At 69.9% G+C, this 15053-nt stretch carries 16 protein-coding genes; 6 read left to right on the forward strand and 10 right to left on the reverse strand.

The genetic code is table 11. The annotated features are described in order from the left end of the window. The first annotated feature begins 20 nt into the window (after positions 1 to 20). Genes ACZZZQ_RS07840 through ACZZZQ_RS07855 form a run of 4 tightly spaced genes read left to right on the forward strand, consistent with a single transcriptional unit; the run spans position 21 to position 5183 of the window. Positions 21 to 1079, forward strand: a complete 1059-nt coding sequence (locus ACZZZQ_RS07840) for a zinc-dependent alcohol dehydrogenase (RefSeq protein WP_463507285.1) — start codon at positions 21 to 23, stop codon at positions 1077 to 1079. Then, positions 1076 to 2173, forward strand: coding sequence for a Gfo/Idh/MocA family protein (locus ACZZZQ_RS07845; RefSeq protein WP_463507286.1), 1098 nt, complete (start codon positions 1076 to 1078; stop codon positions 2171 to 2173). The genes ACZZZQ_RS07840 and ACZZZQ_RS07845 overlap by 4 nt, the downstream gene beginning before the upstream one ends. Then, positions 2170 to 3471 (forward strand): glycoside hydrolase family 36 protein, encoded by a 1302-nt coding sequence (locus ACZZZQ_RS07850; RefSeq protein WP_295104608.1) that lies wholly within the window; start codon positions 2170 to 2172, stop codon positions 3469 to 3471. Before ACZZZQ_RS07845 ends, ACZZZQ_RS07850 begins: the two co-directional genes overlap by 4 nt. Then, a complete protein-coding gene (locus tag ACZZZQ_RS07855; protein WP_463507287.1) occupies positions 3468 to 5183 on the forward strand; it encodes a sugar phosphorylase in 1716 nt (571 codons plus the stop codon). Before ACZZZQ_RS07850 ends, ACZZZQ_RS07855 begins: the two co-directional genes overlap by 4 nt. Here the strand turns inward: ACZZZQ_RS07855 and ACZZZQ_RS07860 are convergent. The 4 genes from ACZZZQ_RS07860 to ACZZZQ_RS07875 all read right to left on the reverse strand — a co-directional run bounded on the left by ACZZZQ_RS07860 (position 5152) and on the right by ACZZZQ_RS07875 (position 8767). After that, positions 5152 to 5469, reverse strand: coding sequence for a hypothetical protein (locus ACZZZQ_RS07860; RefSeq protein WP_053098188.1), 318 nt, complete (start codon positions 5467 to 5469; stop codon positions 5152 to 5154). The genes ACZZZQ_RS07855 and ACZZZQ_RS07860 overlap by 32 nt on opposite strands. Before the next feature lie 196 nt (positions 5470 to 5665). After that, on the reverse strand, positions 5666 to 6508 hold the full coding sequence (locus ACZZZQ_RS07865) for a PepSY domain-containing protein (protein WP_233277262.1): 843 nt from the start codon (positions 6506 to 6508) through the stop codon (positions 5666 to 5668). A 257-nt stretch (positions 6509 to 6765) separates the two neighbouring features. Further along, positions 6766 to 8097: a sensor histidine kinase gene (locus ACZZZQ_RS07870; RefSeq protein WP_056275530.1), complete on the reverse strand. Its 1332-nt coding sequence runs from the start codon at positions 8095 to 8097 to the stop codon at positions 6766 to 6768. Then, positions 8090 to 8767: a response regulator transcription factor gene (locus ACZZZQ_RS07875; RefSeq protein WP_463507288.1), complete on the reverse strand. Its 678-nt coding sequence runs from the start codon at positions 8765 to 8767 to the stop codon at positions 8090 to 8092. Before ACZZZQ_RS07875 ends, ACZZZQ_RS07870 begins: the two co-directional genes overlap by 8 nt. A gap of 158 nt (positions 8768 to 8925) precedes the next feature. Between ACZZZQ_RS07875 and ACZZZQ_RS07880 the strand changes: the two genes are divergently transcribed. Further along, the gene (locus ACZZZQ_RS07880; protein ID WP_463507289.1) at positions 8926 to 9462 is read left to right on the forward strand and encodes a hypothetical protein; all 537 of its coding nucleotides are present in this window, start codon (positions 8926 to 8928) and stop codon (positions 9460 to 9462) included. Between the two features lie 14 nt (positions 9463 to 9476). Here the strand turns inward: ACZZZQ_RS07880 and ACZZZQ_RS07885 are convergent, their stop codons facing one another. Together ACZZZQ_RS07885 and ACZZZQ_RS07890 are read right to left on the reverse strand one after the other, a co-directional pair. Further along, positions 9477 to 9683: a CDGSH iron-sulfur domain-containing protein gene (locus ACZZZQ_RS07885; protein ID WP_053098184.1), complete on the reverse strand. Its 207-nt coding sequence runs from the start codon at positions 9681 to 9683 to the stop codon at positions 9477 to 9479. Continuing rightward, complete coding sequence (locus tag ACZZZQ_RS07890) at positions 9680 to 10720, reverse strand: iron-containing redox enzyme family protein (RefSeq protein ID WP_463507290.1); 1041 nt, start codon at positions 10718 to 10720, stop codon at positions 9680 to 9682. The genes ACZZZQ_RS07885 and ACZZZQ_RS07890 overlap by 4 nt, the downstream gene beginning before the upstream one ends. A gap of 147 nt (positions 10721 to 10867) precedes the next feature. Here ACZZZQ_RS07890 and ACZZZQ_RS07895 point away from each other — a divergent pair, with 147 nt between their 5' ends. Then, a complete protein-coding gene (locus ACZZZQ_RS07895) occupies positions 10868 to 11047 on the forward strand; it encodes a hypothetical protein (RefSeq protein ID WP_053098182.1) in 180 nt (59 codons plus the stop codon). A gap of 27 nt (positions 11048 to 11074) precedes the next feature. On the opposite strand, the gene ACZZZQ_RS07900 is transcribed toward ACZZZQ_RS07895, so the two are convergent. The 4 genes from ACZZZQ_RS07900 to sigJ form a co-directional block, all read right to left on the reverse strand. After that, on the reverse strand, positions 11075 to 12460 hold the full coding sequence (locus ACZZZQ_RS07900; RefSeq protein WP_463507291.1) for an LLM class flavin-dependent oxidoreductase: 1386 nt from the start codon (positions 12458 to 12460) through the stop codon (positions 11075 to 11077). Positions 12461 to 12541: 81 nt separating this feature from the next. Then, the gene (gene pnuC, locus ACZZZQ_RS07905; protein WP_187249190.1) at positions 12542 to 13273 is read right to left on the reverse strand and encodes a nicotinamide riboside transporter PnuC; all 732 of its coding nucleotides are present in this window, start codon (positions 13271 to 13273) and stop codon (positions 12542 to 12544) included. Beyond that, positions 13270 to 13797 (reverse strand): GNAT family N-acetyltransferase, encoded by a 528-nt coding sequence (locus ACZZZQ_RS07910; RefSeq protein ID WP_056275511.1) that lies wholly within the window; start codon positions 13795 to 13797, stop codon positions 13270 to 13272. The genes pnuC and ACZZZQ_RS07910 overlap by 4 nt, the downstream gene beginning before the upstream one ends. Before the next feature lie 218 nt (positions 13798 to 14015). Next, positions 14016 to 14927, reverse strand: coding sequence for an RNA polymerase sigma factor SigJ (sigJ, locus tag ACZZZQ_RS07915; RefSeq protein ID WP_463507292.1), 912 nt, complete (start codon positions 14925 to 14927; stop codon positions 14016 to 14018). Positions 14928 to 15053: the final 126 nt, after the last annotated feature.

Genomic DNA, 15053 nt, shown 5'->3' on the forward strand with positions numbered 1-15053 from the left:
CGCTGGAAAGAAGGCCTCCCGTGCCCCACGTCGTGCAGTTCTCCGCCGTCCGAGAGGTCGAGCTGGTCGAGATCGCGCCGCAGCCGCTGACATCCGGAAGCGTGCGGATCTCCACCTGGTACTCGGGCATCTCAGCCGGCACCGAGCTCACCGCCTACCGCGGCACCAACCCGTATCTCACCTCCACGTGGGACGCCGACCGACGGCTCTTCGTGCCGGGTGAGCCCAGCTTCGGCTACCCGGTCTCGGGCTGGGGCTACTCCGAGGTCGGCGAGGTGACCGAGGTCGCGGACGACGTGAGCGGAGTGCGGGTCGGAGACGTGGTGCACGGCATCTGGGGACACCGCAGTGACGCCGTCGTGCCGGCATCCGCGGTCGTGGGGCGGCTCGTGCCCGACGGCGCCGATCCCCTGCTGGGGACTTTCGCGCGGGTGGGAGCGATCGCTCTGAATGCCGTGCTCGCCGCCGACGTGCGGCTCGGCGAGCGGGTCGCGGTGTTCGGACAGGGCGTGATCGGCCTGCTCGCGACTCGCCTCGCCACCCTCGCCGGCGGTCGGGTCACGGCGGTCGACACCCTCGCGACCCGGCTGGCGATGGCCGAGGTCTTCGGCGCACGCCACACGGTCGACGCGCTGCGAGAGGGTGGCGCCGGAGAGTCGATCCGCGAGATCACGGGCGGCGGGGCCGACAGTGCGATCGAGCTGTCCGGCACGGATCGCGCCCTGCACGAGGCGATCCGAGCGGTGAGGCCCGAGGGGCTCGTCGCCGCCTCCGGCTTCTATCAGGGTGGAGCTGCCAACCTGCGCCTGGGGGAGGAGTTCCACCACAACCGCGTGCGGATCGTCGCCAGCCAGATCTCCGGAGTGCCTGTCGCGCTCGGCGGCCGGTGGGACCAGGCTCGCCTCGTGCGCACCGTCATGGCGCTCATCTTCGACGGATCGGTGGATGCCGGGGCGCTCGTGTCCGACATCGTGCCGGCGGCCGATGTCGCCGCGGTCTTCGACAGGCTCGACGCAGGCGACCCCGACATCATGCAGGCCGTGCTCCGCTTCGACGCCACTCCCGAGCGTCTCCGGTGAGCGGCATCCCCGACCATCGCCCGCTCGTCCCGGACCGGCGTCGCGCGATCGGCATCGTCGGCGCGGGGGCGATCGCTCGCAGCGCCCACCTTCCGGCATACGGCGCGTGGGGCCTCCCGGTCGTGGCCGTGACGTCGAGGACTCGCGGTGACGCCGAAGCGCTCGCCGCGGACTTCGGCATCGAGACCGTCCACGACTCCGTCGAGGCGCTGCTCGCGGATCCCCGTGTCGACATCGTCGATCTGGCGACCGGGCCGACCGGTCGCGTCGAGCTGATCGCCGCAGCAGTGGCAGCGGGCAAGCACGTCCTCGCCCAGAAGCCGCTCATCAGCGACCCCGCTGATCTGCCGCGTCTGCGCGAGGTGCTCGCTGATGCGCGTGAACGGGGGATCCGCGTGGCGGTGAATCAGAATGCGCGGTGGGCTCCGGCCTGGCGCCTCGCGTCTCTGCTGATCCGTGACGCCCGGATCGGAGAAGTGGTGGGGGTCACGCATCTGCACGACAAGCCGCTGCCGCCACTCGTGGGCACGCCGTTCGACGACGTGCCGCACATGCTCCTGAACGACTACCTCGTGCACTGGGTCGACATCACCCGCTGCTGGCTCGAAGGATCCCGGGTGGTCGAGATCGCGGCCCGCGACCACCGCGTTCCCGGCCAGCCCGCCGCCGCCCGGAACCCGTGGGGGGCAGACCTGCGGATGCAGACGTCGACGGGGGCGAGCGCATCGATCCGCATCGTGGGCAACGCGCGGACAGACGCTGGCGGGTGCCCGTTCTGGATCCACGGGACCGAAGGGACCCTCCGCGGCAGCATCCTGCTCGGCTCCGACCGGCTGGTGCTCGAGCGCGACGGAGAGAGCACCGAGTTCGACCTCGACGGCCAGTGGTTCACCGACGGATTCGCCGGCGCGATGGGCGAGCTGCAGTGCGCGATCGACGAGGAGCGCGAACCCGAGAACTCGGCCGAGCACGTCCTCGCCACGGTGCGCGCGACCTTCGCCGCCGTCGAATCCGCTGAACTCGACGGCGCACCCGTGCGCCCCCACGACCTCGAACTGACGACAGCCCTCGCCGGGCGGAGTGGAGAAGCGTGAGCGTCCTCGATGAGATCCCCGTCGGGCCCGACGCCCGGGTGTACGCGGAGGGCTGGCAGAGCTGGAGCCCGACCACGTGGCACGGCCAGGGCGACCCGATCCTCCGGCCGGCCGAGCCGTGGCAGCACGCCATGCGCTTCCGGCCGGGAACCGAGGTGGCGACGGATGCGGTTCAGGGCGAAGGGCTGCTCGTCGTCGATCCGGGCGACGGTGCTCCCGCTCGGGTCTTCGGCACGCTCGACGCCCGCCGCGAGGTGCCCACACTGCGCGCCCGCTGGCACGGCGACCGGGTGATCGTGGACACGATCGGCGATGTCGCCGACGTCTCGTCGTGGACTCCGGATGCCGGTGGCGACGACACGGGCCCCTCTGCGCTCGCCGCGTTCGGTGACCGCTTCGGCGCAGCCGCCGGTGCCCGGACCGCCGCTCGGTCACCTCGCGTGTGGTGCACCTGGTACCAGTACTTCGAAGACGTGCGGGCTGCTGACGTGATCGAGAACCTTCGGGCGATCGACGATAGAGGGCTCGACGTCGACGTGGTGCAGATCGATGACGGCTGGAGCCTCGGCACCGGCGAGTGGACCGCGCCGCACCCCCGATTCGGGTCACTCGCCTCCGCGGTCGATGCGATCCGCGAGACCGGGCGCCGCGCGGGGATCTGGGCCGCGCCTTTCTCGGTCGGCGCCGGCTCGACCGTCGCCCGGGAGCACCCCGAGTGGCTCGTCGGCGACGCGGGGCGCAACTGGGGCGACGACCTCCGTGGGCTCGACCTGACGCATCCGGGAGTGCGCGAATACCTGGCCACCGTGTTCGGCGACATCCGCGATCTCGGGATCGACTACGTCAAGCTCGACTTCCTCTACTCCGGGGCGATCCCGGGGGCACGGTGGGATGCCGACGCCACGCCGATCTCGGCCTACCGCTCAGGGCTCGAGCTCATCCGCGAGGTGCTCGGCGACGACGCCTTCATGCTCGGGTGCGGTGCTCCGATCCTCCCGAGCGTCGGACTCGTCGACGCGATGCGGGTCTCGGGAGACACCTTCCACGAGGGTGGCGAGGACGGCTCGCAGGGACTCCGCGGGCGGATGTCGCTCGAGGCCAGGTCGTGGCAGCACGGCCGGTTCTGGGTCAACGACCCCGACTGCCTCGTCGCGCGACCGGAGTTCGCCCTCCGAGACGAGTGGGCTGAGGTGGTTCTCGCGGCGCCCGGGATCCGAGGGTTCTCCGATCGCATCGACGGTCTCGATGCACGCGGCATGCACCTCGTCCGCGAGCTTCTGAAGGAGTCGGTGGCATGAAGACCAAGATTCAGCTCGAGCAGCGCCTGGCCCCCCTGATCGCGCAGCTCTATCCGGATGCAGCGCCCGAGGTGCTCGCGGCGCTGCTCGAGCTCGCTGAGACCTGGCGTGACCGCCTGTCGCCGGCCGCGAAGGCGCGTCCGGATCAGAGCACCGCCTACCTGATCACCTACGGCGACTCGTTCCGGCGGGCCGGTGAGGCGCCGCTGCACACCCTCGCGGGAGTGCTGCGGGAGCACATCGGTGACGTCATCAGCGATGTCCACCTGCTGCCCATCTACCCCTGGACCTCGGACGACGGCTTCGGCGTGCTGGATCACCGTGAGGTGAACCCGGCGCTGGGCACGTGGGATGACGTCGCCGACCTGCGTGAGGAGTACGCCCTCGCCCTCGACTTCGTCGCCAACCACATCTCGAGCTCGTCGCACTGGTTCCGCCGCTGGCTCGAGCGGGACGAGCGGTTCGCCGGGTACTTCCTCGATCCCTCTCCCGACTTCGACGTCTCGCACGTCGTGCGTCCGCGCACCACCCCGCTCGTCCACGAGTACACGCGGCCCGACGGCTCGACGGCCCGTGCCTGGACGACCTTCGGGGACGACCAGATCGACGTCGACCCGAGCACGCCCGCGGTGCTGCTCGACCTCACCGACATCCTGCTCGGCTACCTCGCTCATGGGGCGACGACCGTGCGCCTCGACGCGATCGGCTACCTCTGGAAGGAGTCGGGCACCACCTGCATCCACCTGCCGCAGACTCACGCGATCATCCGCATCTGGCGCGCACTGGTCGACGAGCTCGCACCGGGCACGATGCTGCTCACCGAGACCAACGTCCCCCACGCCGACAACATCACCTACTTCGGCGACGGTGGTGACGAGGCGAACATGGTCTACCAGTTCGCTCTGCCGCCTCTGGTGCTGCACGCGTTCGTGACCGGACGGGCGACGGCGCTCGCCGCCTGGGCGAGCAGGGTGGGACCGGTGAGCGACACCGCGACCTGGTTCAACTTCCTGGCCAGTCACGACGGCATCGGACTGCGCCCCACAGAAGGACTGCTGACCGACGACGATCGCGCCCTGCTCGTGGAGCGCACCCTGGCCCGCGGTGGCCGGGTCTCGATGGCACGTCGCCCCGACGGGAGCGAGGGGGTCTACGAGCTGAACACGAACTACCTCGAGGCACTCGTCGATCCGCAGGACCCCGACCCCGACGCATCGGCTGTGACCCGCGGCCTCGCGGCGCACGCGATCCTGCTGTCGCTGGTCGGAGTGCCCGCGATCTACCATCACTCGCTCTTCGGGTCCGAGCAGGACCACGCGGGAGTGCAGGAGAGCGACATCGCCCGTCGCATCAACCGCGAGGTGCTCGACGCCGACCGTCTGCGCGAGGAGCTGCAGGTCTCGGACCGTCGAGCGGGCATGCTCGACGGCGTGCGGGCGATGCTGGCGGTACGACGCGAGATCGCCGCGTTCTCTCCGTTCGCGTCGCAGCACATCGAGTCGCTCGACGACCGCGTGCTCGTGATCCGTCGGGCGGCCGGCACCCCGGATGAGGTGGCGGCGGTCGTGAACGTCAGCGACGCGACGGTCGATCTGCCGTCGGTGAGCGGCACGGATCTGCTCACCGGCACGCGTCACGAGGGGCTTCGCATCCCACCCTTCGGATACGTCTGGCTCGCGGTCAGCCCAGCGCCTTCTGAATCCGCACGCTGAGGCGGTCGGCGGCCCTGGTGGTCAGCGACCGGCGGCTCGCCGTCCGCCGGGTCGTCGTCTGCAGCGCGATCCTCACATCCGATCCGCCGGTCGTCAGGGGAGTCGTCACGATCGTCACGTCGGCCGGTGCCTCGAACAGCGACCCGCGGGTGCTGAACGCGACCGAACGGCTGTCGAAGTATCGCCGCTCGACGTGCTTCAGGTCGGTCACGAGGTGCTGCAGTGCCTGCACGACGGAGTCCGCTCGAGCGGGTGTGTAGAAGTAGGTGTGCGCCGTGACTGGCATGGATCCCCCCGGTGTCCGCATCGTCGGCGCGCGATGGCGACCGAACTCACTGAGAGAGACCCGACGAGTGACGGATCATGACGCTACGCGGGGGAATCGCCTGCGGGAGCCGGGTTCCGCTGCCGGGAGGTCTGGCTGAAACCGCGTCGAGCCGCCGACCCCATAGGGCCGGCGGCTCGAAGAACGACGAGGGCGATCAGTCGTCGATGTCGGTGCCGACGACCGCGTAGTCGGCGCTGAAGTCGATGTCGATCGAGCGGCGGTCGCTGGTGAGCACCGACGCGTCGTAGGGGCTGACCTCGTCGTTGTCGGCGTCGAGGTCGGTGATCATCCCGTCGGCCTCGGCCAATGCGGCATCCACGAGGGCACGGATCGCGGCCTCGTCGAGGGTGTGGGTCGGAGCCGTGTCGTCGTCCTCCTGCTCGGTCGAGATCACGGTGGCGGCGAGGTCGGCATCCACTCGCACCTCGGTCTCGCTGCCGTTCGCGGCGGTCAGCTGGACCTCCCAGGTGCCGTCGCGCTTCGCGTCGATCGAGGTGACGTCGCCCTCGGCGGCTCCGCGGGCGGCATCCGCGATGTCCACGAGCTCGTCGGCCGAGTCCGTGCCGATCCCGGTCACGGGGCCGCCGCCCTGCGGTGCGCCCTGATCGTCGCTGTCGCTGTCGTCACGGTTATCGCCGGGCTGTCCACCGCGATCTCCGTCGTCGTCGCGGGGTCCGTCCGAGACCGAGGGGCGGTCGTCGTCGTCGCCGATGTCGTCCCCGATGGCTGCTCCGACGGCCACGCCTCCACCGGCGAGGATCAGGGCAGCGGCGACTCCGCCGCCGATCAGCAGAGCGCGCTTGCGACCGCGCTTCGCGGGAGCTGCGGACGCGGATGCCGGGGCGGCGTTCTCAGCCGCGAGCGGCGCGACGGGAACGGTCTCACCATCGTGGGACGGCGTCGCGGTGGGCGCGGGGGGTGCGGGCGGCGCCGGGGGAGTCGCGTTCGTCGGGAGGTTCTCGGGCGTCTGGTCGGGGGTCGGGTTCTTGTCGTTCATGTCTCGATGCTCTCGCGGCAGTGCTGAAGCCACCCTGAAGCGTCCTGAAGGCGTCTTCAGGAAGCAGGGGCGTCTCGGCCGCGGTGACACGCACCGCCTGCAGGACCCACGCACGGATACAGGACGAGACATGGATCCTGTTCCCGCATCCGTGCTTCGGGCCTGCAGACGGCCCGGATACTGAGGTGCCAGGTCCTGCGGACGGCCCGGATGCTGAGGTGCCAGGTCCTGCAGACGGCCCGGATGCCGAGAGAGTGTCAGTCCGAGAGGGGCAGGGCCACGACGAAGCGCGCGCCGCCCCAACGGGAGGCGTCGACCGAGACGGTGCCGCCGCCGGCCACGGCGATGCCCTGCACGATCGCGAGGCCGAGACCGCTGCCTCCCGCATCCCGGCTGCGCGCCTCGTCGAGCCGCACGAACCGTTCGAAGATGCGCTCGCGCTCGTCGGGCGGCACGCCGGAGCCGTCGTCCTCGACGGTCACGAACACCCACGAATCCTGCGGGATCACGCTGATGGCCACGCGAGCCGCGCTGTGCCGGACGGCGTTGTCGGCGAGGTTGCGCAGCAGCTGACCGAGCAGGCGGGGGTCTCCGGTGACACGGGCCGCACGGATGCCGGAGCCGTCGACCTCGACGCCCCGAGACCTCAGCCGCCTCACCTCAGCGAGCGCGAGGTCGTCGAGATCGATCGCCTCGTCGTGCGTGCCGCCGCCCTCGTCGAGCCGGGCGAGCAGCAGCAGCGATTCGACGATGCCCTGGAGGCGGAGTCCTTCATCGGACACGACCTCCGCGAGCTCGCCGATGCTCGTGGTGGCCGGGTGGGCCTGCGCGAGCTCGGCGTGCTGTCGGATCGTCGCGAGCGGGGAGCGCAGCTCGTGCGACGCATCGGAGACGAAACGGCGCTGCGCCGTCGCCGAGGCGTCGAGGCGATCCAGCATCCGGTTCATGGTGGTCGCGAGCGCCGCGATCTCGTCCGATGACGGCGGCACCTCGACGCGCCGATGCAGGTGCTCGGCGGTGATCCCGTCGACCTCTTCGCGGATGCGCGTGACCGGTCGGAGGGCCCGTCCGACGACCAGCCACGTGGTCACGGCGACGAGCAGCAGCAGCAGCGGCACGGCCACCGCGAGCAGCAGCGCGACCGTCGACAGCGTCTCGACCCCGTCTTCGATCGACACCGCCAGCACGAGGGTGTCGTCGTCCTCGATGCCGTCGGAGACCACGAGCATGGGCTCGCCGCCGATCGTCAGGGTCTGCGCTCCGTCGGAGACGGGCAGAGCGGTCGACCCCAGTTCGTCGCGCGCATCCTCACTGGCGGCGCGCACCGATCCGTCGCCGCCGATGATCTGCACGATCTCGTCGTCGAGGGTGTCGATGCCGCGTTCGCCGCCCGGTCCGCCGCCGGGGCCGTCGAAGCGATCGGCGAGTTCGTCGAGGCGCTGCTCGGCGGCACGCTCCGCGCTCGCGTGGATGCTGGAGCTCAGGATGCCGTAGAACGAGAACGCCCCGATGAGCAGGGCGACGGCCACGACGAGCGTCGCGCCGAGGGTCGTCCGGGCGCGCACCGATCGGAATGAGCGCCTAGCCACCGTCGGCCGCCAATCGGTAGCCGGCACCGCGGATCGTCTCGATCGCCTCGCGTCCGAAGGGCTTGTCGAGCTTGCGGCGCAGGTGTCCGACGTAGACCTCGACGATGTTGGGGTCGCCGTCGAAGTCGTCGTCCCATACGCCGTCGATCAGCTCGCGCTTCGAGAGCACCTGACCTCGATGACGCATCAGGTGCTCGAGCACGGCGAATTCGCGGGCGGTCAGCGTGACCGGAGTCTCGCCCCGCCAGACATGGTGCGACGAGGGGTCGAGCTTCAGGTCTCCGGCTTCGAGGACGGCCGGGCGGGCCACGGCTCCCCGGCGCACGAGGGCGCGGATGCGGGCGACGAGGATCGCGAAGGAGAACGGCTTCGTCACATAGTCGTCGGCGCCGGTCTCGAGGGCCTCCACCTGATCCCACTCGCCGTCCTTGGCGGTGAGCATCAGCACGGGCGTCCAGTTCTCCTCGGCGCGCAGGGCCTCGCACACCTTCCAGCCGCTCATGCCGGGCATCATGAGGTCGAGCACGATCGCGTCGTATCGGGTCTCGCGCGCACGCCAGAGCCCGTCGTCGCCGTTGTTCGCCACGTCGACCGCGAAGCCCTCGGCCTCGAGTCCCCGGCGTACGGCGTCGGCCAACCGCACCTCGTCGTCCACCACCAGGATCCGCATTCCTCCAGTGTGGCGGGCGCACGCTGAATCCGGGCTGAAGCGGGGTCGTCGCGCCTCATCGCCGCATCCGGCCTGCACCCCGGGGCGTTGTCGCGGTGAGCGCAGGCGCACACGGAATGACCATTGGCCATTGAGCTCCCGTGTGGTTGCATGAGGGAATGACCGGACTCCGGGGGGACAGGTCGAGAGGTGCACGGCTGCTTCTCGTCGTTGCGACGACCATGATGCTCGCAGGGTGCGCGACGGCCACCGCCGGCCCGCCGGGCGCATCGCAGTCTGCATCTCCGAGTCCCACTCCCACGGCAGCGTGCCCGCAGATCGAAGGCGTCGATCTGCCGCCGGACTGCGCGCCCTACGACCCCGACGACGCGATGGCGCAGAACGAGCGCTACCGCGATCGCGTCGACCTCTCGGAGGAGAGCCGAGCCGCCGCCGAGAAACCGGCGAATGACATCCGCGCCGGCCTCGAGTCGCTCCGCACTTCCGGCGGCCTGTCGGTCGCCGCTGTGGAGGAGGTCTTCGCCGACGCCGGCATCGCCTACGTCCAGACGCTGGGCGACGAGCGGGCCGTGGCCTTCGGTGCAGCTGCTCCCGAAGGCGGATGCATCTTCGGCGAGGTCTCGGCCGACGTGCTCACGGTCGAGATCGGCGGCGTCATCATGGACGGCGGATGCCTGCCGGCAGTCGGGCACTGACCGACGGGTTGAGATCAGGCGTCGGTGCGGAACCCCGCGGCCTTATGGGTGCCGTCGCAGAACGGCTTGATCGTCGAGAGGCCGCAACGGCACAGCGCCACCGTGCGGCGCGTGACCTCGATCGGCTCGCCGTCGGATGACTCCAGCACCGCCGCGCCCCGCACGAGCAGCGGTCCGTCGGGGTAGGCGGTGATGGTGACGGCATCCTCGCGCGCGCTCATCGTGCGTCCCTCGGCCGCAGCGAGGATTCTCCGCGCGTCCACGAGTCGAGCATGTGGCCCGCTGCCCAGCCGTCCACGGTCAGGCAGGCGGCCGCGCCGAACATGATGTCGGGCAGCAGCTCGGGGTGATCCTCCGCCAACCCGCCGGCGAGGTCACGCGCCGCGATCTGCTCATGCACGGCATCCGCTTCGACGTGCTCATCGAAGTAGTCGGTCACGTCCTCACCGAACCCGAGGCGCCGCAGGCCGTCGGCGTACAGGCGGTTGGGGATCGACGAGGTCATCTCGAACGCGGCGAGGTGTCCGACGATGGCGCCGAGGAGGCGCCGGTTGACGCCGAACATCGACATCGAGTTCAGCGAGGCGAGCGTGATGGCCGGCACGTCGTCGACGTATCCGCCGTAGGTGTCGTCGAGTCCGGCGCCGCGCATCGCGCGAGCGAAGATCGTCGCGTGCACGCGGTCGGGCCGCCCGCCGCCGTACTCGTCGGACTGGATCTCGACGAGCGCCGCCTTCGCACGCCCGTGCAGGCGCGGGATCGCCCACGAGTGCGGGTCGGCCTCGCGCAGCGTGTAGATCGAGCGCTGCATGAAGAACTCGTGCATCTGCTCTTCCGTCGCCTTCTTCGCGACGTAGCGCGACAGGCTGGGACCCGTGTCGGCCTCGGCGAGGGCGAAGAGGGCCCGCCCGACGGCATCGACGGTCGGCTCGGGGAGTTCGGGCATCGGGACAGTCGCCCGCAGTGCCCGCTCGAACGCGTGCTCGAGGATTCCCCGTGTCGCGATCAACGCCGGATCCCACTCGAGGGCGGGGTCGAGCTCGGGAAGAGACCCGTACGACGAGGCGTAGAGCACGAAGAGCGCGAGCTGGACGTCGTCGTCGCGCACGACGTCATTGGTCGAAGCGAGCGCAGCCTCGGCCCTGGCACCGAGATCGTCGGCGTCTTCGCCGGTCAGTCGGCGGATGACGGCGTCGCTGAGGGGACCTCTCGCGGTGATGCCGTGAACGGCGGACGAAGTGAGTGCTGGCGCAGACATGGAGATGCTCCCAAGAGTCGGATGCTTGCAGTCTCACCCCGGTGATCAGCGCACGGGAAGGGGATTGACGGCGACGCATCGGATGCGGAAGGGCGGATGCCGCAGCGTCCGGATCTGTGACGTCGCCGCGCCGCCTAGGCTGGAACCATGAACAAGAACTCGCTCTGGACCATCGTCGGCGTCGTCCTCGCCGTGGTGATCGCCTGGTGGATCGTCAGCGCGCTGTTCTCGATCCTGTGGTTCATCGCCAAGCTGGCGATCGTGCTCGTCGTCGCGGTCGTGGTGTTCCTCGTGCTGCGCGGGCTCTTCACCTCGAAGGCCGACTGACCGCGCCCGACCGAAGGTCGCTGAGGGTCAGGCGACCGGGACGTTCGCCCCGATCCGATACCTCGCGGCGCGGTGCGTGTCCTGCACGCGGTCGCCCTTGCCCTGCAGCTTGTTGCGGAGGGTGCCCGGCGTGTACTCCTCGGGGTAGACGCCGCGTTCGCGCAGCACCGGGATGACGTGCTCGATGACGTCCTGCCAGGTGCCGGGAGTGACCGCGTAGGCGAGGTTGAAGCCATCGATGTCGGTCTCCTCCACCCACGACTGCAGCTCGTCGGCGATCTCGACGCCCGAGCCGACGATGGTCGGGCCGAGGCCGCCGATCGCGTTGTGGCGTCCGAAGTCGCCGACGGTCCACTCGCGTCCGAGGTCGGCCTCCTCCTTGAGGTGCTGCAGCACAGACTGGATGGCGTTCGACTCGACGTTGCCGACGGGCTCGTCCTCCGCGTACTGCGAGAGGTCGACGCCCATCCAGCCCGACATGAACGTCAGCGCGCCCTCGGGGCTCGCATACGAGAGGTACTCGGCGTGCTTCGCCGCGGCATCCTCGCTCGTCGCCCCGGTGATGACCGTGAGCAGCGTGTAGATCTTCGCGTCGTATCGGTCGCGGCCCGCCTCTTCGAGTGCGTCGCGGATGCGCTTCACGGTGCCGGCGAGCACCTCCTTCGACGGGGCGGCGACGAAGATCGCCTCGGCGTTCTCCGACGCGAAGCGCACGCCGCGGGGGCTCGCTCCGGCCTGGTAGATGACCGGCGTGCGCTGCGGTGACGGCTCGGAGATATGGATGCCGGGAACGCTGAAGTGCTTGCCCTCGTGGCCGATGGGGTGCACCTTCGACGGGTCGGTGAAGATGCCGCGCCCACGGTCCTCGACGACCGCGTCGTCTTCCCACGACCCCTCCCAGAGCTTGTAGAGCACCTCGACGTATTCATCGGCATGGTCGTAGCGGTCGTCGTGCGCGAGCTGGTCCTCCTGGCCCATGTTGCGCGCGGCGCTGGGCAGGTAGCCGGTGACGACGTTCCAGCCGACGCGTCCGTTGGTCAGGTGGTCGAGGGTGCTCAGACGGCGTGCGAACGGGTACGGGTGCTCGAAGGCGGTGCCGGCGGTGATGCCGAATCCGAGGTGCTCGGTGACGGCGGCCATCGCGCTGACGAGCAGGATCGGATCATTGACCGGAACCTGCGCGCCGTTGCGGATCGCCGCTTCGTTCGTCCCGCCGTAGACGTCGTAGGTGCCGAGGACGTCGGCGATGAAGATGCCGTCGAAGGTCGCGCTCTCGAGCAGCTTCGCGAGGTCGGTCCAGTACGAGATCGTGTTGTACTGGCGCGATCGATCGTCAGGATGCCGCCACAGGCCGGACGACTGGTGGGCGACGCAGTTCATGTCGAAGGCGTTGAAACGGATCTGACGGGTCATGGGGACCAGCAAACCCGTCGATCGACCTCCCGGCCACCCCGGTGACATGCGCCGACACATTCGCCGAGTGGTCGGGGCGGGTCAGTCGCGGTCGCGGTCGACGGTCTTCATGGTGGAGGTGATGGGTCGGGGATCCGGCATGATCGTGTCGACCTGCGGTTTGGCATTCGCCTGTGCGCGGCACCACACGACGAATCCGACCGCGGTGAAGACGCCGTAGAACACGTACATCAGGCCCGTGGCGTAGAAGCCGGAGCTGAACAGCAGCGGCACGCCCACGATGTCGACGGCTATCCAGATGAGCCAGAACTCGGTCCAGCCCTTGGCCATGCCGTAGGTGGCGAGCAGCGAGCCGACGAAGGTCCAGGCATCCGCCCACACGGGCTCCCACGAGCCGAGCGCGCGGAACAGGGGAGTGAGGGCGATCGTGCCGATCACCATCACGAGCACCAGGCCGATGCGGGCGCTGTTGGGCGCCCATCGCGGGGTCACGCGCCCACCGTTCGAGGCGGCCTGGCGCCAGCGCACCCAGCCGTAGATCGCGACGATGATGAACATGATCTGACGCCCGGCCTGGCCGAGCAGATGCGGCAGCTCGTGGTCGGGATTCAGGATCGACCCGAGGAAGACCGTGAGCAGCAGCAGATTGCCGACGATGCCGACCGGCCACGCCCAGATCTTGCGCTGCATGCCGCCGAGGGCGCTCGCCAGGCCGAACGCGTTGCCGACCACTTCGCGGATCAGCAGCACCTGACCGCCGGGGAGCACCCACTGCGAGTTGAAGGCGTCAGCGAGCCAGAGCAGCGGGTTCACGGGCGCTCGTCCGGGAACGGCCGCTCATCGAGCACCAGCTGCAGGAAGGTGAGATCGAGCCAGCGATCGAACTTGGCGCCGACCTGCGGCATCCGTCCGACCTGCATGAAGTCGAGGCGCTTGTGCATGATGATCGACCCCGTGTTGCTGCTCTCGATCGCCGCGACCATGACGTGCTTGCCGAGGCGTCGCGCGCGGTCGATGAGCTCGATCATGAGCGCCTTGCCGATGCCGCGCCCGCGCTGCCCCTCGCGCACATAGACGGAGTGCTCGACCGTGTGGCGGTAGCCGCTGTGCGGGCGCCAGTCGCCGAACGTCGCATAGCCGAGGACGCCGGTGTCGTCGACGGCGACGATCACGGGGTAGCCGCGCTCGGTGCGCTCGGCGAGCCAGGCGGTGCGGTCGTCGACCGTGACGGCCTCTTCGTTCCAGATGGCGGTCGTGGTCAGCACCGCGTCGTTGTAGATGGCGGTGATCGCCTCGACGTCGGCGGTCTCGGCATCCCGGATCTGGTGGTCGCTCATCGGGTCTCCTGCATCTGCGCTCGGGTGCGCACGGGACGACGGTAGCAGGATGCCGGGGTGGGGTCGGTCTCCGAGGGCTCGCCGCGGCTTCCCTCCTGTGCCGCGTGCAGGACCGGGGCACGTCTGCAGGGCGAGATCCCTCGGATCCTCCTGCATCCATGCGGCAGCCCTGCAGACGGTCCGGGTCCACGGAGTCTCGGAGGGCTCGCCACGTCGGTTCAGGTGTGAAGTCGCCAGTGCGTGAGCTTGGCGGGATTGAGGACGATCCACAGCTGATCGATCACGCCGTCTTCGACGTGCAGGTTCATGACCGAGTGCACCCTTTCTCCGTCGCGGAACACGAGGCCGAGACCCTCGCCGAACTGCCTCTCCTCGACGGTGAAGTGCGGGTTCTTGGCTGCGATTCCGAGCAGGAAGCGCGCGACATTGTCGGCGCCGCTCACGACGTTGCGGGCTGCGCTGACCACTCCGCCACCGTCGCTGCGCAGCTCGACGTCGGGGGCGAGGAACCGCGCGAGCGCGACGACGTCACCGGTTCGTGTGGCGTCCTGAAAGGCGCGGACGACCCTGTCGTGCTCGGCGCGAGGGACGGCGATCGCCCGACTCTCGCGCACGTGACGACGAGCGGATGCCGCGAGCTGCCGCACCGCGGCGGAGGACCGGCCGACGGCCTCGGCGATCTCATCGAACGGCACGGCGAAGACGTCGTGCAGCACGAAGGCGACGCGCTCAGCCGGAGTCATCGCCTCCAGCACGACGAGCAGCGCAGTCGATACGTCGTCGTCGAGGGTGATGCGATCGAGGGGATCCTCGGACATCGATGTCGTGTGCGAGCCGAGTGCCCCCGCGAAGAGCTCGGCCGGGACGGGCTCCGGCAGCCACGGCCCGACGTACTGCTCTCGCCGGCGCCGCGCGGAGCCCAGAAGGTCGAGAGCGACACGGCCGGCGACGGTCGTGAGCCAGCCCGCAGGGTTCGCGATCGCCTCGCGCTCGGCCTCGGCGAGCCGGTACCACCGCAGGTATGTCTCCTGCACGACATCCTCGGCATCCGCCAGCGTCCCCGTCATCCGATAGCCGAGGGCCAGCAGGCGGCGACGCTCGCGGAAGACGTCGTCGAGGTCGTCGTCCATGGGGTGCCTTTCGATGGTGCGCTGGCGCGGGTGCTCTCGCAGGATATGACGACGCAGGGCTGCGGAGTGTGAGACCTCACACTTTCGGATGCCGTCTCGTCATCTCCTGCAGACGGTGCGCGGTGG

The organism is Microbacterium sp. AC132, assembly GCF_979258525.1.